At 41.1% G+C, this 21,933-nt stretch carries 17 protein-coding genes; 10 read left to right on the forward strand and 7 right to left on the reverse strand.

Annotated elements, in window-relative coordinates; genetic code table 11:
- Positions 1-36: 36 nt before the first annotated feature.
- Together KUL10_RS18715 and KUL10_RS03310 are read right to left on the reverse strand one after the other, a co-directional pair.
- Positions 37-210: a hypothetical protein gene (locus KUL10_RS18715; protein WP_199509177.1), complete on the reverse strand. Its 174-nt coding sequence runs from the start codon at positions 208-210 to the stop codon at positions 37-39.
- Positions 211-295: 85 nt separating this feature from the next.
- Positions 296-1,474, reverse strand: coding sequence for an FAD-dependent oxidoreductase (locus tag KUL10_RS03310; RefSeq protein WP_233499675.1), 1,179 nt, complete (start codon positions 1,472-1,474; stop codon positions 296-298).
- Positions 1,475-1,664: 190 nt separating this feature from the next.
- Here KUL10_RS03310 and KUL10_RS03315 point away from each other — a divergent pair, with 190 nt between their 5' ends.
- From KUL10_RS03315 to KUL10_RS03360, 10 genes are all read left to right on the forward strand, one after another.
- Entirely contained in the window at positions 1,665-2,522 is an 858-nt protein-coding gene (locus KUL10_RS03315) for a DMT family transporter (RefSeq protein ID WP_110427446.1), read from the forward strand.
- A 179-nt stretch (positions 2,523-2,701) separates the two neighbouring features.
- Positions 2,702-4,129, forward strand: a complete 1,428-nt coding sequence (miaB, locus tag KUL10_RS03320) for a tRNA (N6-isopentenyl adenosine(37)-C2)-methylthiotransferase MiaB (protein WP_110427447.1) — start codon at positions 2,702-2,704, stop codon at positions 4,127-4,129.
- A gap of 25 nt (positions 4,130-4,154) precedes the next feature.
- Entirely contained in the window at positions 4,155-5,222 is a 1,068-nt protein-coding gene (locus KUL10_RS03325; RefSeq protein WP_110427448.1) for a PhoH family protein, read from the forward strand.
- Positions 5,223-5,310: 88 nt separating this feature from the next.
- Positions 5,311-5,799: an rRNA maturation RNase YbeY gene (ybeY, locus tag KUL10_RS03330; RefSeq protein ID WP_373415171.1), complete on the forward strand. Its 489-nt coding sequence runs from the start codon at positions 5,311-5,313 to the stop codon at positions 5,797-5,799.
- A gap of 32 nt (positions 5,800-5,831) precedes the next feature.
- Entirely contained in the window at positions 5,832-6,692 is an 861-nt protein-coding gene (gene corC, locus KUL10_RS03335; protein ID WP_110427450.1) for a CNNM family magnesium/cobalt transport protein CorC, read from the forward strand.
- A 13-nt stretch (positions 6,693-6,705) separates the two neighbouring features.
- Positions 6,706-8,205, forward strand: coding sequence for an apolipoprotein N-acyltransferase (gene lnt / locus KUL10_RS03340; RefSeq protein ID WP_110427451.1), 1,500 nt, complete (start codon positions 6,706-6,708; stop codon positions 8,203-8,205).
- A 230-nt stretch (positions 8,206-8,435) separates the two neighbouring features.
- Positions 8,436-9,638 carry a Na+/H+ antiporter NhaA gene (gene nhaA, locus KUL10_RS03345; protein ID WP_110427452.1) on the forward strand — a complete coding sequence of 401 codons (1,203 nt, stop codon included), beginning with the start codon at positions 8,436-8,438 and terminating at the stop codon, positions 9,636-9,638.
- Positions 9,639-9,779: 141 nt separating this feature from the next.
- Positions 9,780-11,489 (forward strand): SulP family inorganic anion transporter, encoded by a 1,710-nt coding sequence (locus KUL10_RS03350; RefSeq protein ID WP_110427453.1) that lies wholly within the window; start codon positions 9,780-9,782, stop codon positions 11,487-11,489.
- Between the two features lie 56 nt (positions 11,490-11,545).
- Positions 11,546-12,460 (forward strand): aminotransferase class IV, encoded by a 915-nt coding sequence (locus KUL10_RS03355; RefSeq protein WP_110427454.1) that lies wholly within the window; start codon positions 11,546-11,548, stop codon positions 12,458-12,460.
- Entirely contained in the window at positions 12,457-13,176 is a 720-nt protein-coding gene (locus tag KUL10_RS03360; protein WP_110427455.1) for a hypothetical protein, read from the forward strand. Before KUL10_RS03355 ends, KUL10_RS03360 begins: the two co-directional genes overlap by 4 nt.
- A 347-nt stretch (positions 13,177-13,523) precedes the next feature.
- Here KUL10_RS03360 and KUL10_RS03365 read toward each other — a convergent pair whose 3' ends face one another.
- The 5 genes from KUL10_RS03365 to dapB form a co-directional block, all read right to left on the reverse strand.
- The gene (locus KUL10_RS03365) at positions 13,524-15,107 is read right to left on the reverse strand and encodes an ABC-F family ATPase (protein WP_110427456.1); all 1,584 of its coding nucleotides are present in this window, start codon (positions 15,105-15,107) and stop codon (positions 13,524-13,526) included.
- A gap of 355 nt (positions 15,108-15,462) precedes the next feature.
- The gene (gene greA, locus KUL10_RS03370; RefSeq protein WP_110427457.1) at positions 15,463-15,939 is read right to left on the reverse strand and encodes a transcription elongation factor GreA; all 477 of its coding nucleotides are present in this window, start codon (positions 15,937-15,939) and stop codon (positions 15,463-15,465) included.
- Between the two features lie 258 nt (positions 15,940-16,197).
- Positions 16,198-19,419, reverse strand: coding sequence for a carbamoyl-phosphate synthase large subunit (gene carB, locus KUL10_RS03375; RefSeq protein ID WP_110427458.1), 3,222 nt, complete (start codon positions 19,417-19,419; stop codon positions 16,198-16,200).
- A gap of 11 nt (positions 19,420-19,430) precedes the next feature.
- A complete protein-coding gene (carA, locus tag KUL10_RS03380) occupies positions 19,431-20,564 on the reverse strand; it encodes a glutamine-hydrolyzing carbamoyl-phosphate synthase small subunit (protein ID WP_110427459.1) in 1,134 nt (377 codons plus the stop codon).
- Between the two features lie 346 nt (positions 20,565-20,910).
- A complete protein-coding gene (gene dapB, locus KUL10_RS03385) occupies positions 20,911-21,726 on the reverse strand; it encodes a 4-hydroxy-tetrahydrodipicolinate reductase (RefSeq protein ID WP_110427460.1) in 816 nt (271 codons plus the stop codon).
- Between the last annotated feature and the right edge of the window lie 207 nt (positions 21,727-21,933).

Here is a 21,933-nt window from a genome sequence, read left to right on the forward strand (position 1 = left end):
CCCCTCCCTTATTAAATTCAAAACGCCAAGCAGCTACTAAAACATCATCATAATCAATTGGGAAACTAGCAATATAACTAAAAGCGGCCAAATCCACTTACCCATTTTGGCTTGTGTTTCAGGGGAAACCCTCATATTAGATTTTTCAATCAATGGAACGATGACGATTAATGCTATAAACAGCACTGCTAATATCATTATGGCGGTCATGACTTTCCTTATTCGTAAAGCGAGTAGTTTCGTTGATTTTTAAAGTTGTTTAGGTATAGGCATTTTCTAAGAACTCAAGTTCAATTCATTTTATGCCAACAGCATATTTTAGTGCTGTAATTTTTAGTGGACCGGCTTTATCAGCAGCAGAAAGTCCAATATTTCTTAGCTTTTTTAATACCCAATTTTCGTTACTGAAAGTGTGATAAATTGCGTCCATCGCAGACATCATTGCTAAATTTTGTAATCGCCTCTTTGATGAATATTCAGATAATGCCTTTTCAATTTGCTTTAATTCTAAACCGTTATTTTTGATCGATTCAATTAACGCTCCCACGTCTCTGAAACCCAGATTAACCCCCTGCCCAGCCAAGGGGTTTATAGTATGCGCTGCATCGCCTATCAAAACTGTTTTGTTCTGAAAATATGTATTTGCATGCATTCTTCTCAAAGGAAAGCTTCCCCTATCCAAGACTTCGAACGCTGATAAACGAGAGGGAAATGTAAGGCCAATCATGTTTGTAAGCTCTTCTGAGCTTGCACCTTTGATCTCTGCGGTTTTGGATTTGTCTCCATACCAAACAAGGCAAGCATAATTTTGATGCATAGGCAAAAACGCAAGCGGCCCCTGAGGTGTAAACTGTTGCCACGTGCAATTTTCAAAAGGTTCTTTAGATTTGATAGTAATGAGCGACGCAGATTGAGTGTAGTCCCACCCCGTATCACCTATTCCAGTACTTTTTCTGACCAATGATTGAGCGCCATCAGCCCCCACAAGTAATTTACATTGAATTTGATAACCATTTTCGAGCTTTATCTCGCTTTGTACATGGTCAATATGAACCACTCTATGACCATAAATGATTCGGATAGAATCACGGTAGCCTGTTTCGATAACATCAACAATGGCTAATTGTAAGATACGATTTTCAACAAAAGACCCTAGTCTAGTTTCACCAATTTCACTTGCTTTAAAACTTGTTAAGTGGCCAGTGCTTTCCCAAGCATCTAATTGCTCATAATCACGGAAACGCATTTTTTCGACACGCTCCCAAATATCATATTTTTCTAATAGATTGAGACTGAAGTGATTAAGCGCTGAGACTCTAAGATCCGGTGCCTGTTTCACATCAAAGGCCTCTGGTTTAGAGCGCTCTAATACAACAACGTCTAGTCCAAGCTTGGCAAATCCAATCGCTGTAGTGGCTCCAACCATACCGCCCCCGACAATACACACATCACAATTTAAATTTTCAGATATCACTTGAGTTAATCACCTTTTGATGATGCTTTTTGTTAACATTGCCCTACAAAGCCAAAGTTCGTGCTTTTCCAGTGCGCTTACATTTACTTTTATACATAAACTAAATTTTTGTTCGCTTCGTTTATACTAGCGAATTTTGAATAGCTTGTTGTTATTGCAAATACCATAACCTCTTTAATTATGAAATAGCATGAAAAACCATTTGTTGTTGGGTGCGATAGTCTTAATCAGTGCTGAAGCATTGTTTTCTGGTGTAGGTACTATCGTCAAGTTCTTAAGCGACGAACTTACAGAATCTCAATTGATTTTTTTCAGAAATCTTGTGGCTTTGATTATATTGACGCCTTGGATGATAAAACAAGGCTATCACGAATTAAAAACAGATAGGCTAGGTTTACACCTTTTTCGAGCGGCCACTGGCTTAATTGGTATGTATTGCTTTTTTTACGTGCTAGCAAACTTGCCGTTTAGCGCTGCTATTTTGGCAATAAAAATTGCACCATTTTTTATTCCGATTGTCGCCAGTGTGTGGTTAAAAGAAAAAGTGACTTTAAAAACCAGTGTTGCGATATTTATCGGCTTCATGGGGGTTGCGCTGGTTATTAATCCAACTAATATCGAAAAATTTGAAGCTCATTATGTTTGGGTTGCAATTTTTTGCGCAGTGCTTGTGGCCATCACAAAATGCACACTGCGAAAATTATCTGATACCGAGCCAACCGTTCGCATCGTCTACTATTTTATCGTCATCTCAACTATCATTTCATTTTTTCCATTGTTAATTGAATGGAAAACAATCAATAACTTAGCGTGGTTATTATTGTGTGTCATCGGCATACTTGCAGTGCTAGGTCAATTATTGATGACAAAGGCATATAAGCTAGCGTCACCAGTTAAAATAGGGTTATTGGGATACTCTAGTGTGATTTTTGCGACACTTATTGGGTACTTCATATGGGATGAGCCTATTACCCTATTGACGCTTTTTGGCATCCTATTGTTATTCTTTGCTGCCAATATGACCATCAGACAAAAATGGTTGTTTTAACTTAACACTCTGAATATGAGCTGATTCGCCATCATATCTAGCTTGTTGACAACATTATTGTTAAAATATCGAGCTAAATTTTATTTTTACGCATTCGCGCTGTTCGTCCCTTAAATACACGAATCACTTGCCCGTTTTAAGCGTTTAACTGAGCCTATTTTCGATATGAGCACTACGACATGAGCAAAAAGCTATTTATTAAAACTTGGGGCTGTCAAATGAACGAGTATGACTCGGAAAAAATGGCAGATCTATTGGATGCAACGCACGGCTATACTGAAGCTAAGGAAGCTGAGGAAGCTGATATAATCCTATTGAACACATGTTCTATTCGCGAGAAAGCTCAAGAAAAAGTGTTTCATCAACTTGGTCGTTGGAAAAACCTGAAAAAAGATAAACCTGAATTGATTATCGGTGTGGGTGGATGTGTGGCTTCTCAAGAAGGCTCTGAAATTAGAAAACGTGCGCCTTTCGTTGATATCGTATTCGGCCCTCAAACCCTTCATCGTTTGCCAGAGATGATAAAGCAGGTAAAAGGTGGTGAAGCATCTGTTGTAGACGTTAGCTTTCCTGAAATAGAGAAGTTTGACCGCTTACCAGAGCCACGAGCGGATGGTCCCACTGCATTTGTCTCTATTATGGAAGGCTGTTCTAAATATTGTAGTTTTTGCGTTGTACCCTACACACGAGGCGAAGAGGTAAGTCGCCCTGTCGATGATGTGCTATTAGAAGTTGCTCAATTAGCCTCTCAAGGCGTACGTGAAGTTAATTTACTCGGGCAAAATGTAAATGCATACCGAGGAGAAGATTTCGAAGGCGGTATTTGTCGATTTGCTGAATTACTAGAATTAGTAGCAGCTATCGATGGTATTGACCGAATCCGATATACAACATCTCATCCAGTAGAATTTACAGATGATATTATCGAAGCCTATAAAAACATTCCCGAATTAGTTGATCACCTTCACTTACCTGTTCAAAGTGGTTCAGATCGTATTTTGAATTTGATGAAGCGAGGTCACACAGCGATCGAATACAAATCAACCATTCGAAAATTGAAGAAAGTGCGTCCCAACCTTTGCATGTCATCTGATTTCATCATAGGTTTTCCAGGAGAAACCGATGCCGACTTCGAAGCAACCATGGACCTTATTAATCACGTGGGATATGACATGAGCTTCAGTTTTATCTATAGCGCTCGTCCAGGGACACCAGCTGCAGATGCAATCGATGATGTAACAGAGGCAACTAAAAAACAACGCCTGCAAATTCTTCAAAATAGAATTAACCAAAATGCTCAACAGATTGCTAGAAATATGCTTGATACAACACAACGTATACTAGTTGAGGGCCCTTCCAAGAAAAATCCAATGGAATTAACGGGTCGCACGGAAAACAATCGTGTCGTTAATTTTGAAGGAAGCCCGGACATGGTTGGCGAATTTGTTGATGTAAAAATCACTAACGTATTTTCAAACTCGTTAAGAGGTGATGTCATTTTAAGAGAAGCAAATATGGGATTGCGTGTAGCAGTATCGCCAGAAAGTATATTAGCCAAACAGCCACACCCTGATGCTATTGGTGTAACGCAGTATGTGCCCGCATAAATAACAAATTAATTGAGGTAAAAGCTTGAGCAAACTAGTTAGTAACGAAATCGTATTACAACCAGAAGACAATAAACGTCTTTCTAGCCTATGCGGCCCTTTTGACGATAATATAAAACAGATTGAGCGCCGATTAGGAGTTGAAATCACTTACCGAAATAATTGTTTCAAAGTGCTAGGCGACCCTCAGCAAGCTAATGGTGCAAGTGAATTACTCAAGCTTTTGTACATAGAAACACAACCGGTAAAAGGTAGCATTCCTAGCCTAGAACCAGACCAAGTTCACCTTGCAATTCAAGAGGCAAAGTGTCTTGAACGCGCAGAAGCAGGTGATTATGGCAAAGAAGTACACATCAAAACTAAGCGTGGCGTAATTAAACCGCGCAACCCCAACCAGTCAAAATATGTGACCAATGTTGTCAACCACGATATCACTTTTGGTGTGGGCCCAGCAGGGACTGGTAAAACATATCTAGCTGTTGCATGCGCGGTAGATGCGCTTGAGAGGCAAGAAATACGAAGAATACTGTTGACGCGTCCAGCAGTTGAAGCTGGAGAAAAACTTGGCTTCTTACCAGGTGATTTATCGCAAAAAGTCGACCCATATTTACGACCGTTGTATGACGCACTTTTTGAAATGTTAGGCTTTGAAAAAGTCGAAAAACTTATCGAAAGAAATGTAATAGAAGTAGCGCCTTTAGCTTATATGCGGGGCAGAACACTTAACGACGCTTTTATTATTTTGGACGAAAGCCAGAACACAACCGTAGAGCAAATGAAGATGTTCTTAACCCGTATTGGCTTTAACTCTAAAGCAGTGATCACAGGAGACATTACTCAAATCGACTTGCCTCGTGGCGCTAAATCAGGTCTTCGACACGCTATTGAGGTACTGGGTGAAGTGAATGACATTTCATTTAACTTCTTTAATGCACAAGACGTCGTTCGCCATCCTGTTGTCGCTCGGATTGTTCAAGCCTACGAAGATTACGACGCTAAAGTTGAAAAAGAAGCTAAAATAAAAAAAGAACACTATTTACGCGAACAAGCTGCAAAAGATGTAGCTAATAAAAACGACGATTCGGCATCTTAATGCCTCTTGCCCAAGATCAAACCCGCTTGTGTGTTGCTAGTAAACAGCACACAAGCCAATATTCATTAAATCTTCGATGAATTACTGTATCAATATAGACCTACAAAATGCGCTCTCTGCTGAATCAGACGGGCAATTTATTCCAACTGATGCCCAATTTGATACTTGGTTTAAAAAAGCGTTAGCATTGCAAGAGCAACGCGTAATCGACAAAGATTGTGAATTAACAATTAGATTGGTCGATGCAACAGAGTCGCATAGCATAAATCATGAGTATCGCGACAAAGCAAAGCCAACAAATGTATTGTCGTTTCCTTCTGACCTGCCAGCTTTTATAATTGAATCCGAAGCGACTTATTATTTAGGGGATTTAATTGTTTGTTCGTCGGTCTTATTTAAAGAGGCAGCAGAACAAAATAAAAAACTAGAAGACCATTGGGCACATATTTGCATACATGGTTTATTGCATTTATTGGGTTATGACCATATAAATGACGATGAAGCAGTGCAAATGGAAGCACTAGAAACAAAAATACTGGCCGAATTGGGTATTGACGACCCATATAAAGATATTTAACACTTAAAATACAAAAGATAACGAGCAAAACTATGAGCGACGACAACCCCCACTCTACCAACGGCTCTGCTAATAAAGGCTGGTTGGATTCAATTACACAAGCCTTTCGTGGAGAGCCGAGAAACAAAGAAGAGTTATCAGAAGTCATTTCTGATGCACAACAGCGAGAGCTTATCGACCCTCAAACGAAAGAAATGATTGAGGGCGTAATGGAAGTCAGCGAAATGCGCGTCAGGGATATCATGATCCCACGCGCTCAAATGATTACCTTAGATATCGAGCAAAGTGCAGAAGAGTTTTTGCCACTCATACTAGAATCTGCTCACAGTCGATATCCAGTAATTAGTGAAGATAAAGATCATATTGAAGGCATACTATTAGCTAAAGATTTATTGAAATTTGCATTTGATAAAGATAAAGAATTTTTACTTAAAGACATTGTGCGTGAAGCGATAATTGTACCGGAAAGTAAGCGCGTTGATGTTTTGTTGAAAGAGTTTAGACAGCAGCGCTATCACATGGCAATCGTGGTGGATGAATATGGTGGCGTATCTGGTCTTGTGACGATTGAAGACATATTGGAGTTGATTGTCGGCGAGATCGAAGATGAGTTTGATACAGAAATTGGTGAAACAGATGATATTCGCCCCTTAAACAAATCGACCTATTCCGTAAAAGCACTTACCCCAGTTGAAGACTTCAACGAATTTTTCGAAACATCCCTCAACGAAGAAGAAAGCGATACTATTGGTGGTGTAGTTCTTCGAGCCTTTGGGCATATGCCAGAAACCGATAATGAAGTTGAAATAGACGGAATTCAATTTAAAGTCACACACTCAGATAAACGCAGAATTGTTCAACTGAAGGTGACCCTTCCAGACTCGGAGAAGTAAACTGAGCGCGCCAATACAATACTTCTTTCAAATAGTATTTGGCGCAAGCCTAACTTTTGCATTTGCTCCTTTTGATCATTGGTGGCTGGCCTTTCTAGTGCTACCGATTAGCATTTTCATTATTAAAATAAGTAAGCATTCTGGTTTTAAGCATGGTTTTTGCTTTGCCTTAGGTTACTTCGGTGTAGGTATCAGTTGGGTACATGTGAGCATTGCTGATTTCGGCGGCTTACCATTGATAGGCTCGATAGCATTAATGCTTTTATTGTGCGGATACTTAGCTCTATATCCGGCCGTTGTTTTTATGTTGTTAAAACGCTATGTAAAAATACAGCATTGGCCAATCGTGTTGCCGCTTCTCTGGCTGATAATGGAATGGTTGCGCGCTCGTTTTTTAACTGGGTTTCCTTGGCTTTCAATTGGCTATAGCCAACTTGAAGGGCCCTTGAATGGCTTATTCCCGGTTGTAGGTGAGATTGGTGTTTCGACGATATTAGTTTGCTTGAGTGCAAGTCTTGCACTTGGTTTGGTTCGCAAACGAATACACTATTCTATTATTTTATGTACAGTTGTATTGGCTACATCTTACTCGATCCAAAATATCGATTGGGTCACAGTAGACAAAACGAAAAACGCTAAAGTCACTATGGTTCAAGGCAATATCCCTCAATCGCTGCGTTGGACGCCCGAACAAGACATCCCAACCATGCAAAAATACTTGACGATGACTGAAGAACACTGGGATTCTGACTTAATAATATGGCCTGAAGCCGCCATACCAAAACTAGAACCTATCGCCAGTGAGTTTATTGATTTATTGGATCGACGCGCTACTAGCGAGCACGCTGCATTAATCACTGGGATCGTCAATTACCAATTTGAAACAGAACGCGTTTATAACAATTTAATCGCACTGGGTCTGGATACAAAAACTCAAAATACGATCCCATATCGCTATATGCATAGTAACAGGTTCGCCAAGCATCATTTGCTGCCGATAGGCGAATTTGTGCCGTTTGAATCATTCTTAAGGGGACTTGCTCCGATATTTGACTTGCCGATGTCATCATTTACAAGGGGCGACTATCAGCAACACAATTTGAAAGTAAAGGGGTTTAACCTTACACCAGCCATCTGTTTTGAAATTGTTTTTCCTGCACAAATAGCGGCTAACTTGTATGATGATACCGATGCGATTATTACTGTTAGCAACGATGCATGGTTTGGAGATTCTCATGGACCTCATCAACACCTTCAAATTGCGCAAGTAAGAGCACGAGAATTTGGCCTACCCGTGTTTCGAGCAACGAACAATGGTGTGACAGCTTTTGTTGATCACAAAGGAGAAATTTCAAAAATTGCTCCCCAGTTTAAAGATGCGACATTGACTAACAGTGTCACCTTTGTCGAGGGCAAAACACCCTACAGAATTTATGGCGACTATCCAACTTGGCTATTTTTTGTTTTTCTTAACCTATTATTGCTACTAAACAATCTCCGTCAGTCTGATTAAAAAACAACCTTCTTTATTAAAGTATTAATAATTTTAATTAAATCATTGAAAATTATGCGCTTAATACCTACCTTTATTGCAAACAAATGTAATCCAATAAGCGATTAGTAACATATTAATCATTGGCTATGACTTTAATTCGAGTTTTTCGATGTGCAAAGCATGATTAATCGACTTTTTCTTAATGTGTTAATTGCGTATAAGTAGTAGCAACTTTGGTAGGAGAAACCATGTTACAAAACATAAAAGATTTATTTAAACACGATGCCGCTGGCGGAGTGTTACTTGTAATCGCTGCATTAATTGCAATGATAATGGCTAATACAGGGCTCAACCCTTTCTATCAAGGGCTATTTGAAACCCCCGTCGCAGTAAAATTTGGAGCCTTCGAAGTTAATAAGCCTTTTTTACTTTGGGTAAATGATGGTTTGATGGCTATTTTCTTCTTTTTAGTAGGGCTTGAGGTCAAACGGGAAATTCTTGCCGGACATCTTCAATCACGTGACCAAGTCATGCTTCCAGCTGTTGGCGCTGTTGCTGGGATTGCAATACCAGCAGTAATTTATGTGTTCTTTAACTTTGAAGAACCGACGGGCATTAACGGCTGGGCGATACCAGCAGCGACCGACATTGCATTTGCACTTGGGGTTTATAGCCTTTTTGGTCGTTCATTACCCATAACCCTGAAATTATTTTTACTGTCAGTCGCCATATTTGACGACATAGGCGCAATCCTTATTATTGCTTTGTTCTATTCTGCAGAATTATCAACAACATCGCTGGTCATTGCAGGTTTTGGTTTACTCGGTTTATTTATTTTGAACCGATTAGGTGTGCGTTCACAAGGCCTTTACATCCTAATTGGCGTTGTAATTTGGGCGGCTGTATTGAAATCGGGCGTCCACGCTACGCTAGCCGGTTTTGCAATGGCTTGGTTTATTCCACTGCGAGGTAAAAATAGAAGTGGCCATGAAATGCTTCCCCATCTAGAGCACAAGTTGCACCCTTGGGTTGCGTTTTTAATTTTACCGATATTTGCTTTTGCAAATGCTGGAGTGCAAGTAATTGGTGCGACGGGTGATTTAATTATTCCCGTGGTGATTGGCGTTATGGTAGGTTTGTTCATAGGAAAACAAATAGGTATTTTCGGAGCCTGTTGGTTAGCAGTAAAAGCGGGATTCGCCAAACTTCCCGAGGGCGTCACATGGGGTCAACTATACGGAGCCTCGATACTTTGCGGTATTGGGTTTACAATGAGTTTGTTTATCGGCTCCCTAGCATTTGAAACTGCTGATCCCGTTTACCTTGATAGTGTAAAAGTGGGCGTTTTAGGTGGTTCAATATTATCTGCAATTTTGGGTGGCATTGTAATTTCGAGGTCAGCTAAATCTTTTGACAAAAGACAAAACCCTGATTTAGCAAATAATACTTAAACATATAATTAAGACCAAAAGGCGCTTTGATAAGCGCCTTTTTAATGAGGTACGATCTCTAAATGATTACCAAAGGGTCTATAATCCGCGCTAATTGTTGTGATTAGGTTCTAAATATACTTATAAGAAGAGATAGCTACCTTGCAGATTTTTAATACATTTAAGTTTAATAATATCCGTGGTGATATTTTGGGTGGTGTGACCGCCGCCATCGTCTCTTTACCTCTTGCTCTGACTTTTGGCGTTGCCTCTGGAGTTGGCCCAGAAGCGGGGCTTTATGGCGCAATCATTATTGGCTTTTTTGCCGCTATATTTGGCGGCACCCCTACTTTAATATCGGAACCGACCGGCCCAATGACTGTGATTATGGCAGCAGTTGTCACAGCCTTGATCATTGATAACCCTGATAAAGGTATCGCGATGGCATTTACGGTCGTCATGATTGCAGGTGCAACTCAAATTATATTTGGCCTTCTAAAGTTAGGTAAATACATCACCTTAATGCCTTACAGCGTGATAAGTGGGTTTATGTCTGGCATCGGTTGTATATTAATTATTATGCAGTTGGCACCCGCATTGGGTTCTCCAGCACCATCAGGTGGCGTTTTAGGCACACTTTCTAATTTAGATAATATTTTAGCTGCTATCAGTTGGCCTGAACTTTCTATGGCATTAGCAACGCTGGTAATACTTTTCGCAACGCCCAAAAAGTGGAAACGTTTTGTGCCCCCACAGTTAATTGCATTGGTGCTCATTTCAGCATTTTCAATTTGGTTTTTTACTGACGACCCAATTAGAAGAATTGGTGAGATCAACGTCAGCTTACCAAACATGGTTTTCCCTACATTTACCGAAGCTCAAATCAAAACCATGGTGTTAGATGGCATTGTTTTGGGAATGCTTGGCTGTATAGATTCTATGTTAACCTCAGTGATCGCAGATAACCTAACAAGAAGCGAACACAAATCTGATAAAGAACTGGTCGGTCAAGGTATTGGTAACATAATGTCTGGTTTATTTGGCGGTTTACCTGGTGCCGGCGCGACAATGGGTACTGTCGTCAATATCCAATCGGGTGCTAGAACAGCATTATCGGGCGTCGTTCGCGTACTGGTGTTAGTGATAGCAATTTTTGGTGCATCACAGCTGATCTCCATCATTCCAATAGCTGTTCTAGCAGGTATTGCAGTAAAAGTCGGCATCGACATACTTGATTGGAGCTTCATAAAACGCGCTCATACAGTCTCAAAGCAAACATCCTTGATCATGCTAACCGTTCTTCTGCTGACAGTGTTTGTAGACCTTGTTGTAGCCGTTGGGATTGGAGTATTTATTGCTAATATCATCACGATTGAAAAATTGAGTGCCGCACAAGCCAAAAACATTAAAGCAATCAGTGACGTTGATGACAGAATCCCACTGGATACAAAGCAACGATTATTGCTAAACAAAGCCAATGGTGAAATCTTATTCTTCTATTTAAGTGGTACGATGATTTTTGGTGTTTCCAAAGCAATGTCTCGTGAGCTAAAAAGTATGAGCTCTCAAAAAGTATTGATCATTGATTTAAGTGATGTTTCATTTTTGGATGACACAATTATTTTATCAATAGAGAACCTGATTAAAGATGCTTTGCAACTAGAACGTGAAGTTATAATGGTTGTGAAACAAACAAGTTCAATGCAAAGGCTAACGGAAATGGGCTTTACTGAGCTTATATCACCAACACGTTTCATGAAAGATCGTACCCAAGCGCTAGAAGCAGGGGCGAAAATTCTTGCCGACATGAAACAACTTGAATTTGACAATGCGTCTACTAAACGTTATGAGAACCACACCATTGCAGAATAGATAAACCGTGTTGTATGCTAGATAATTAAAAATTAAAAATTAAAAAGAAGAAAAGTATGGCCAAAGGAACCCATCAATATCAAGATGATCCGCGTAATGAGCATATCTTAATCAACATCAATGGTGAGTATTTCGCCAGAGCAGATGCCAAGATATCGGTGTTTGACAGCGGGTTTATTTTAGGAGATGGCGTCTGGGAAGGCATCAGACTACATGAAGGTAAACTAGCGTTTATCGAACAACACATGAAACGCCTTTACGACGGTGCAAAAGCGCTAGACATGCAAATGAATGTCAGCAAAGACGAATTGGTCCAACGCCTTTACGAAACCTGCCGTAAAAACAAAATGCACGATGGTGTTCATATCCGCTTAATGGTCACACGCGGTATCAAAGCAACACCCTATCAAGACCCTCGTGTCACGATAACACCACCCACCATTGTCATTATTGCTGAGCATAAAAAAGCATTGGGTCTAGCTGAAGGTGATGGCGTGAGTCTGTTCACCTCTCATGTGCGTCGCGGCTACCCTGATGTTCAAGACCCAAAGCTAAACACACATTCAAAGCTAAACTGCATATTTGCTTGTATTCAAGCAGCAAAAGCGCAAGTCGATGAAGCTTTGATGCTCGATCCTCATGGCTTTGTTGCCACTTGCAATTCGACCCACTTTTTTATTGTGAAAGGCGACGAAGTATGGACTTCATCTGGTGATTTTTGTTTAGACGGGATTACTAGACGAAACGTGATTGATGTATGTAAAAACAATGGTGTTGCTGTTTACGAAAAAAACTTCACGCTATCTGATGTATACAGCGCTGATGAAGCGTTTATCACTGGTACGTTTGCAGGCTTAACACCTGTCAAGCAAGTCGACGGACGAGTACTCGAAAGCACACGTGTCAGCAGTATGACAAAACATCTTGAGCAATTGTATATCAAGCTTATTGAGCAAGATCACCAATCATGACGGTTAGAATCGCGATGTGGTCAGGCCCTCGCAATATATCTACTGCTATGATGCGAAGCTGGGAAAATAGAGCAGATTGCAGTGTCATCGATGAGCCCTTTTATGCAGCGTATTTAAAACGCACTCAGTTTCGTCACCCGATGTTTGATGAAGTATTAGCATCTCAGCCTAATGATTATCAAACAGTCATAGAGGACTTAACTAAAGCCTTGGTTGAGACTCCGCTTCAATATCAAAAACATATGACGCATCATATTTTAGAGCATGATGACTTAGCCTGGGCTGCAGATATGAAACACTGCTTTTTGATCAGAAATCCCGCTTATGTTATCAGTTCCTACACCAATAGCATGGGCCATTGTAGTGTTGATGATATTGGCATTATTAGGCAATACGAGATTTATAAGCGTTTATCGGATAACTTTTCGAATCCCCTTCCCGTTATTGATACAGAAAAGACACTTAACAATCCTATGCAAACCATAAAAGCATTGTGCGATGTGCTTAATATTAAATTTGATAGCGCAATGCTCTCGTGGCCAGCTGGAAAGCGCGATTCAGACGGCGTTTGGGCCGCGCATTGGTATCGCAGTGTTGAGCAGTCTACTGGATTTAGTAAGCCGCAGATGCGTGATGTTTCGTTGAATGCAGAGCAACAAGCAGTGTTAGAAGAAGTTTTGCCGTTTTATGAAGCCTTGAAACGGTTTTGTTTGTGATGTTGATGGGTTTCTTTGTAGGTAAGTTAAGTGAGTTTATCCGTCATTCCTTCGAATGAAGGAATCTCGTCAATCAACAACCATTCAATCAAACTATCGAGTAAACATTACTAGAGAACATTCAGCGCGCCAGATGAGCCCTATGCATTCATAAAAGCTTCCAACACAGGACGTGTTGGCAGCAGCGGCCAAGGATGGCGCACAGCGGTTTTATGAATGCATAGGGATTATCTGGCAAAAGCTGAATATTGCTTACGGAGAACGGTAGTTGATGTTTAAAGATTGCTAGATTCCAAGGAGGTTCCCGCTGATGCGGGAATGACGATTCTTCTGTTTTAGCAATTTAACTATCGGCCAGACATATACTCGTCGTATGTGCCTTGGAAATAGTGTAACTGATTATCCTTTATTTCGATGATTTGATTGGCCAAACTAGACACAAACTCCCTGTCGTGGCTCACCGTAATCAGAGTGCCGTCAAAGTCCTGCAAGGCTTTATTCAAGGCCTCAATCGCTTCCATATCCATGTGGTTAGTCGGTTCGTCCATGATGATCACGTTGATTTCTTGCATCATCAATTTACCAAATAACAGTCGATTCTTTTCACCACCCGAGCAGACCTTTACGTCTTTTTTCACATCATCTGAGCTGAATAACAACTGTCCCAAGATAGCGCGAACTGCCAAGTCATCGTGCTTTGGAGTACGCCATTGTGACATCCAATCAAACAGGGTCATCGATTCAGAAAAGTCACTGCTTACATCTTGTGCTAGATATCCTATCGAGGCATTTTCTGACCACTTTATGATGCCTTGGTTTGCTTGTAACTCACCCACTAAGCAACGTAAAAATGTAGTTTTACCGGCTCCGTTTTCACCGATAACGGCAAGCTTCGCACCCGCTTCAATTAAAATATCACCGCCGGTAAATAAGGTTTCACCCTCAAAACCATGAGAAACGTCATGTAACTCTAAGGCAAGACGATGTAATTTTTTATGTTGTTTATAAACTAAATATGGAGACTGACGAGAAGATGGAATGACCTCTTCCAGTTCTATTTTCTCAAGCCTTCTTGCACGTGATGTCGCCTGTTTCGCTTTAGATGCGTTTGCAGAGAAACGCGCTACGAAACTTTGTAATTCTTGTATTTCTGCTGATTTTTTAGCATTTTCATTGAGCAGTTGTTCTTTTGCTAATTCAGATGCTGCCATATACGCTTCATAGTTGCCGGTATATAGACGCAGCTCGCCATAGTCTATATCTGCCATGTGAGTGCACACAGAATTCAAAAAGTGCCTATCGTGTGAAATGATCACCATTGTGCACTTTCGCTGATTTAATACATCTTCAAGCCATTTGATGGTGTAGATGTCCAAGTTGTTGGTAGGCTCATCAAGTAACAAAATATCTGGTTGTGAAAATAATGCTTGAGCGATAAGCACACGCAATTTTAAGCCTGGGGGAACTTCCGACATTAAACCGTAGTAATAATTCTCGTCGATACCAGTTTCGACTAATAACTCTATCGCCCGCGTTTCAGCCATGTAACCGTCTAGTTCTGCAAACTCCGATTCTAAATCAGCAACGCGCATGCCCTCTTCTTCTGACATATTTTCAAGCGCATATATACGGTCTCGCTCTTGTTTGATTTCCCACAACTTTTCGTCACCCATGATGACGGCGTCAACAACTGAATATTCTTCAAACGCAAATTGGTTTTGGTTTAGTGTACCTAAGCGCTCACCTGGCGATACAGAGATATTGCCTGCTGAGGGAGCAAGTTCTCCACTCATAATTTTCATCAGCGTAGATTTGCCACAACCATTTGCACCAATTAAACCGTAGCGGTTTCCGTTACCAAATTTGGCAGATATGTTTTCAAACAAAGGCTTAGCGCCAAATTGCATGGTGATGTTTGCGAGCGTAATCAAAAGGGGAATGTCCTGTAGTCAATCTGTTGAATCGTAGAAGTTCAAATTACGATTAGTTGTTCGTGTTTTGAGCGCGCGACTGTACAGCAAACTGAAGAAATTTCAAGGTTTGAATCTTAATCTATCGGGATGTATTGCTTAGGGAGGTTTTAATTATGTAGATTAACGACAAAAGTAAACTAAGTTATTTCTCGTAATGACGAAAATTAAGCTTAATCTGCTTTATAAAAATAAAATTTGAATACCCTGTTTAGAACGACTATTGACGCGCTAAACAGGGTAAAATTATATAGTAGTATTTTGTGCTTTCGAGGATGTTACGCTTTAAATTTAGCAAATGATTAATAATTACCCTCTAGATATACTGTACTTCAATAATTTCAAACTCCACCACACCAGAAGGCGTTTGAATATTTGCGACGTCATCTAAAGACTTACCAATCAAACCGCGCGCGATAGGTGAATTAACCGAGATTAAACCACTTTTAATGTCAGCCTCATCATCGCCAACAATTTTATAGGTGATCTCTTCTTCAGTATCTGCATTGATCACGGTAACCGTTGTTCCAAATATCACTTTGCCGGTATTTTCCATCTTAGTAACATCAATTATTTGAGCATTTGAAAGCTTGCCTTCGATATCTTGGATACGACCTTCACAAAAACTTTGTTGTTCTCTGGCTGCGTGATATTCGGCGTTTTCTTTTAGGTCACCATGCTCTCTAGCTTCAGCAATGGCATTGACAATTTGTGGGCGTTTTACGCTTTTAAGTTCTTTTAGTTCTGCTCGCAGGCTTTCTGCACCCGCAGCTGTCATTGGGTATTTACTCATTGATTGTTCTCTAAGTTATTTTTATTAATCACCGAACTCAAACAACTTTTCACATAGCTGTATTGATTAGCACTTTACGGGGGTTCCACCAAATAAATAATCAGTATTTCGTGAGTGTTGTTCAGTATCAGTAAAGACAAAAAGTGCGCCAAACAGCGCACTTTTATTTTTTTAATGTTCGAAGTATATAACAATTGTCGATGATGACAAACTTGTTACAACGTTATCAACTATATGAAAGTTTTACCTTAAGCATTGTTATGCATTAATTCGCTTATGTAAATCTTGCACAGATGTCACGTTGACTTTGGCGTCAGCCTCTTTCGCTCGGATAGTAGCAAATGCAGCGTTAAGGGTTGTTGTATAAGCTACCTTGTTAAGCAAAGCCTCGCGACGAATATACACTGAATCCGTAATAGCTTGACGACCTTCGGTTGTATTCACAACATAAGAGTATTCGCCATTTTTGATTGCATCTACAATGTTGGGGCGCCCCTCAGACAACTTATTGACGACGCTACACGCTACGCCATTATCATTTAGGAAGCTTGATGTGCCGCTAGTTGCCTCAAGCGTGAAGCCTTTTTCGATCATTTCTTTCGCAAGCTCCACCAATCGGGCTTTATCATTATTGCGCACTGACAGCAGTACCTTACCTTTAACAGGCAGTGGAGCTGATGCGCCAAGGTTGGCTTTTGCATAGGCTTCGTTAAAGCCGTCACCCACACCCATCACTTCACCTGTTGAACGCATTTCTGGCCCTAAAAGTGGGTCAACACCTTGGAACTTAGCAAACGGAAGCACCACTTCTTTTACTGAGAAGAAAGGTGGTATTACTTCTTTCGTGAAGCCTTGCTCAGCTAAGCTCGTGTCCGCCATCACGCGTGCAGCTATTTTCGCGAGCGCAACGCCAGTCGCTTTAGAAACAAAAGGTACGGTTCTCGCGGCTCTTGGATTGACTTCGATAAGATAAACTTCACCGTCTTTAATCGCAAACTGAGTGTTCATCAAGCCAATTACACCTAGCTCTAAGGCCATATCTCTAACTTGCTTGCGCATCACGTCTTGAATATCGCTAGGAAGTGAATATGGCGGTAAACTGCACGCAGAGTCACCAGAGTGAACACCTGCTTGCTCGATATGCTCCATAATGCCACCGATAACAACATCTGTACCGTCACAAATTGCGTCGATATCTACTTCAATCGCATCGTCCAAGAAGCGATCTAATAGCACTGGCGAGTCATTCGAGACTTTTACCGCTTCGTTTAGGTAGCGTGTTAAGTCTTTAATGTCATATACGATTTCCATCGCGCGCCCGCCTAAAACATATGAAGGGCGAACAACTAACGGGAAACCAATCTCTTCTGCACGCTCTAAGGCTTCTTGCATGTTGCTAACCGTCGCGTTAGCAGGCTGTTTAAGGCCTAACTTATTGACCATTTGCTGGAAGCGCTCTCTGTCTTCAGCACGATCAATTGCGTCGGGCGAGGTACCGATAATCGGTACACCGTTTTCTTTCAATGCTCTTGCCAATTTAAGCGGTGTTTGACCACCATATTGAACAATCACGCCTTTAGGTTGCTCAACACGCACGATTTCAAGCACGTCTTCTAGTGTGACTGGCTCAAAATACAAGCGGTCCGAAGTATCATAGTCGGTAGAAACCGTTTCAGGGTTACAGTTAACCATGATGGTTTCGTAGCCATCATCGCGCATTGCTAATGCCGCGTGAACACAGCAATAATCAAATTCAATGCCTTGACCGATACGGTTTGGACCACCACCAATCACCATAATTTTATCTTTATCTGACGCTTGAGCTTCACACTCTTCGTCATAGCTTGAATACATATAGGCCGTTGACGTTGAAAATTCTGCCGCACAGGTATCTACACGCTTATAAACCGGTAATACATTGAATTTGCTGCGCACATCGCGCACATCGCTTTCGGCAACGTTTGTGAGTTCCGCAATTCGCGCATCAGCAAAGCCTTTACGCTTAAGCGTACGCATGAGGTTTGCATCAATTTCAGATAGACCAAGACGAGTAATCAAAGCTTCTAGTTGAACAATCTCTTCTAGTTGAACCAAATACCATGGATCAATATTTGTTAGCGCGAAAATCTCATCAACGCTCATGCCTAATCTAAACGCATCACCGATGTACCATATACGCTCGGCACCGGGCTCACGCAGTTCGTAAACAATTTTATTTTTTGCTTCTGGGTCGTCCAAATCAACGATTGGATCTAGGCCATTAACGCCGACTTCTAAGCCGCGCAATGCTTTTTGTAATGATTCTTGTTGGTTACGACCAATTGCCATTACTTCACCTACAGACTTCATTTGAGTCGTTAAGCGATCATTTGAACCCGCAAACTTTTCAAAGTTAAAGCGAGGTATTTTGGTGACAACATAATCGATAGCAGGCTCGAACGATGCTGGCGTTAATCCACCCGTGATATCGTTAGCCAGTTCATCTAAGGTAAATCCAATGGCCAGTTTCGCTGCAATTTTAGCAATCGGGAAACCGGTCGCTTTTGATGCAAGCGCTGATGAACGAGACACGCGAGGGTTCATCTCGATAATCACCATACGGCCTGTTTTAGGGTCGATACCAAACTGAACGTTAGAACCGCCTGTTTCAACACCAATTTCGCGCAATACAGCCATTGCTGCATTTCGCATAATTTGAAATTCTTTATCTGTCAGTGTTTGTGCCGGCGCGACGGTAATTGAATCACCCGTGTGCACGCCCATCGGGTCGAAGTTTTCAATGGTACATACAATAATGCAATTATCAGCTTTATCACGTACCACCTCCATTTCATATTCTTTCCAACCGATAAGTGATTCGTCGATAAGCAGTTCTGAAGTTGGCGACAAATCAAGGCCGCGCGTACAAATTTCATTAAATTCATCTTTGTTATACGCAATACCACCGCCCGTGCCACCCATGGTAAACGAAGGGCGAATAATGCAAGGGAAACCAATACGCGTCAGCACGTCATGGGCTTCTTCAAGCGTATGCGCAATTTCAGCGCGCGGGCACTCAAGACCAATTGACTTCATTGCTTTGTCAAAGCGCTCGCGGTCTTCCGCTTTATCGATTGCATCAGCAGTTGCACCAATCAATTCAACATTGAATTCTTTTAGTACACCGTATTTATTTAAATCTAAGGCACAGTTAAGTGCGGTCTGACCACCCATGGTCGGTAAAACCGCGTCTGGCTTTTCTTTTGCGATAATATTGCGAACGACTTCCCAATGAATTGGCTCGATGTATGTTGCGTCGGCCATTTCTGGATCAGTCATAATCGTTGCTGGATTAGAGTTAACTAAGATAACTCTGTAGCCTTCTTCGCGCAGTGCTTTACAAGCTTGTGCGCCAGAGTAGTCAAATTCGCAGGCTTGACCAATAACAATAGGGCCAGCGCCAAGAATAAGAATGCTCTTGATGTCGGTACGTTTTGGCATATCGGTGTTTCCTATTGTTTAGCTTGTTTAATAAGTTCGATAAATTTATCGAACAAAGGGGCCGCATCATGTGGGCCAGGACTCGCTTCAGGGTGTCCTTGAAAACTGAACGCGGGTTTGTCAGTGCGCTCAATACCTTGCAATGACTTATCGAACAGCGATACGTGCGTCACTTTAAGGTTGTCTGGTAATGAAGTTTCATCGACTGCAAAACCATGGTTTTGGCTGGTAATCATAACCACATCTCTATCCAGATCTTTGACAGGATGGTTGGCGCCGTGATGGCCAAATTTCATTTTCACAGTGTTTGCACCGCTTGCAAGGGCTAATAACTGGTGACCAAGACAAATGCCAAAGATTGGAATCGATTTTTCTAAAAAGACTTTAATTGCTTCAATCGCATAGGTACATGGCTCTGGGTCACCTGGGCCATTAGAGAGAAAAATACCGTCTGGATTCATTGCTAACACATCTTCAGCCGGTGTTTGTGCAGGCACAAGTGTTAGCTTGCAACCACGATCAACTAACATGCGTAGAATATTGTGCTTGGCGCCAAAGTCATAAGCGACAACATGAAACGGCAAGTCTTGTTTGTTTTCATCATAGCCACTGCTTAGTGCCCAAGAACCGTCATTCCAAGTTTTCTGTTCTTTAATTGAGACAACTTTTGCTAGGTCCATACCTTTCAGGCCCGGAAATTCGCGCGTTTTTTCGACCGCGTCATAAACCTCTACATCATCACCTGCGATAATACAGCCGTTTTGCGCACCTTTATCGCGCAAGATTCGAGTCAAGCGTCTTGTATCGATATCGGCGATGGCAACTATATTTTTTTCGGTGAGGTATTGAGAGAGGGTTTGTTGATTTCTGAAGTTACTGGCAATAAGTGGAAGGTCTCTGATGACCAATCCTTTAGCCCATATGGTGTCGGATTCTTTATCTTCATCATTGGTTCCTGTATTACCAATATGAGGATATGTGAGGGTAATTATCTGCTGAGCATATGAAGGATCTGTTAAGATTTCTTGATAGCCAGTCATAGATGTATTAAAAACGACTTCACCAACGCTAGCACCTGCAGCGCCGATAGATGTGCCTTTGAAAACTGAACCGTCTTCTAGCACTAATAGGGCGGAAATAGCCAAGTCAACCTCCGAAAATTAAGGATAACTAGGGAAATTCAAGCGAAACGCCTAAACTTCCGAAAAACACGATATTTTTAGCCTACAATCAAAAATATCGAGATGTCTTCGCTGAATATCACATTATTTTATCCAATCACCGACAAAGCGTTTAAAAGGCATTGCACCACACTTTTATTGCCGTTCAACCAGTAAAATTGCAAACATTTGGCAAATTCCGCAAAGTATATATTAACTAAGCAACGAGGTCTATTTCTTTCTTATTTTAATTAACTAAACCAGTGAAAATAGCCTCTTAAGGCAAAAAACCAATTGAAATGGCTAAAATAAGCAAGTTTATATATCAACCTTAGTTTAAATTCAGTACATCCTGCATCGAAAACAAACCGTTAGCCTGCGTTTTCTGTTTTTGTTTTAACCAGATTGCAGCTGTTAATGCACCATTTGCAAACGTAAGTCGACTAGATGCTTTATGCGTTAATTCAAGACGCTCGCCAATAGTTGCGAAAATAGCCGTATGTTCCCCTACAATATCACCCGCACGAACGGTCGCGAACCCAATTGTATTTGGATCACGGAGCCCAGTGTTGCCTTCACGCGTATAAACCGCACATTTCGATAAATCTCTTCCGAGCTCATCAGCAATTGCTTCACCTAAGGCCATTGCCGTGCCAGAGGGCGCGTCTTGCTTAAAGCGATGATGCGCTTCGACGATTTCGATATCACTGCCATTACCCATTACTTGGCTTGTCATTCTTGCCAGTTTTAAAAGTAAATTCACACCAACACTATAATTAGCGGCAAATACAATTGGAATGTGCTTGGCTGCGTCGTCAATAGCTTGAAGTTGTTGCTGATTCAATCCCGTTGTGCCAATAACTATGGGTAGATTATTGCTAACGCACCATTCAAGGTTTGCCTCGAGCGCTTCAGGAAGCGTGAAATCAATAATCACATCACTCAAATCAGCATTTTGCTGACTGACACTGCATATATTGATGTACTGCTTTGCAATACCGGCTAATTCTCCTGCATCTAAACCGATAAAGCTCGATGAATCACGCACACTTGCAAAGCCTAAGGACGCTTCAGCATGTTGATAGCAAGCGTCAATCAATACTCGCCCCATGCGCCCGTTCGCGCCCAATACACCCATCTTAGTCATTCTTAATCCTTATCACCGTCGTTCTATGCTCTAGATTCACCAATTTTTTCAGTAAAATAATTATCTGGCAGCTAGAGCCTGTTGATCATTCAATACATCGAATGATAACTACCCCGTCCTAGAATTCCTAATATTGTTTTATTTAAAGATAGATATTTAACTTTTTGATTCTCTAGCTATTATATACAGTCAAGTTCGCATCATTTT

It is taken from the genome of Glaciecola sp. KUL10 (assembly GCF_003203515.1).
Lineage (GTDB): Bacteria > Pseudomonadota > Gammaproteobacteria > Enterobacterales > Alteromonadaceae > Glaciecola.

Excerpts from the sequence above, each read along its gene's own strand:
- KUL10_RS18715 (WP_199509177.1), bottom strand. The coding sequence starts at position 210 with ATGACCGCCATAATGATATTAGCAGTGCTGTTTATAGCATTAATCGTC.
- KUL10_RS03315 (WP_110427446.1), top strand. The coding sequence starts at position 1,665 with ATGAAAAACCATTTGTTGTTGGGTGCGATAGTCTTAATCAGTGCTGAA.
- miaB (WP_110427447.1), top strand. The coding sequence starts at position 2,702 with ATGAGCAAAAAGCTATTTATTAAAACTTGGGGCTGTCAAATGAACGAG.
- corC (WP_110427450.1), top strand. The coding sequence starts at position 5,832 with ATGAGCGACGACAACCCCCACTCTACCAACGGCTCTGCTAATAAAGGC.
- nhaA (WP_110427452.1), top strand. The coding sequence starts at position 8,436 with ATGTTACAAAACATAAAAGATTTATTTAAACACGATGCCGCTGGCGGA.
- KUL10_RS03355 (WP_110427454.1), top strand. The coding sequence starts at position 11,546 with ATGGCCAAAGGAACCCATCAATATCAAGATGATCCGCGTAATGAGCAT.
- KUL10_RS03360 (WP_110427455.1), top strand. The coding sequence starts at position 12,457 with ATGACGGTTAGAATCGCGATGTGGTCAGGCCCTCGCAATATATCTACT.
- greA (WP_110427457.1), bottom strand. The coding sequence starts at position 15,939 with ATGAGTAAATACCCAATGACAGCTGCGGGTGCAGAAAGCCTGCGAGCA.
- carB (WP_110427458.1), bottom strand. The coding sequence starts at position 19,419 with ATGCCAAAACGTACCGACATCAAGAGCATTCTTATTCTTGGCGCTGGC.
- dapB (WP_110427460.1), bottom strand. The coding sequence starts at position 21,726 with ATGACTAAGATGGGTGTATTGGGCGCGAACGGGCGCATGGGGCGAGTA.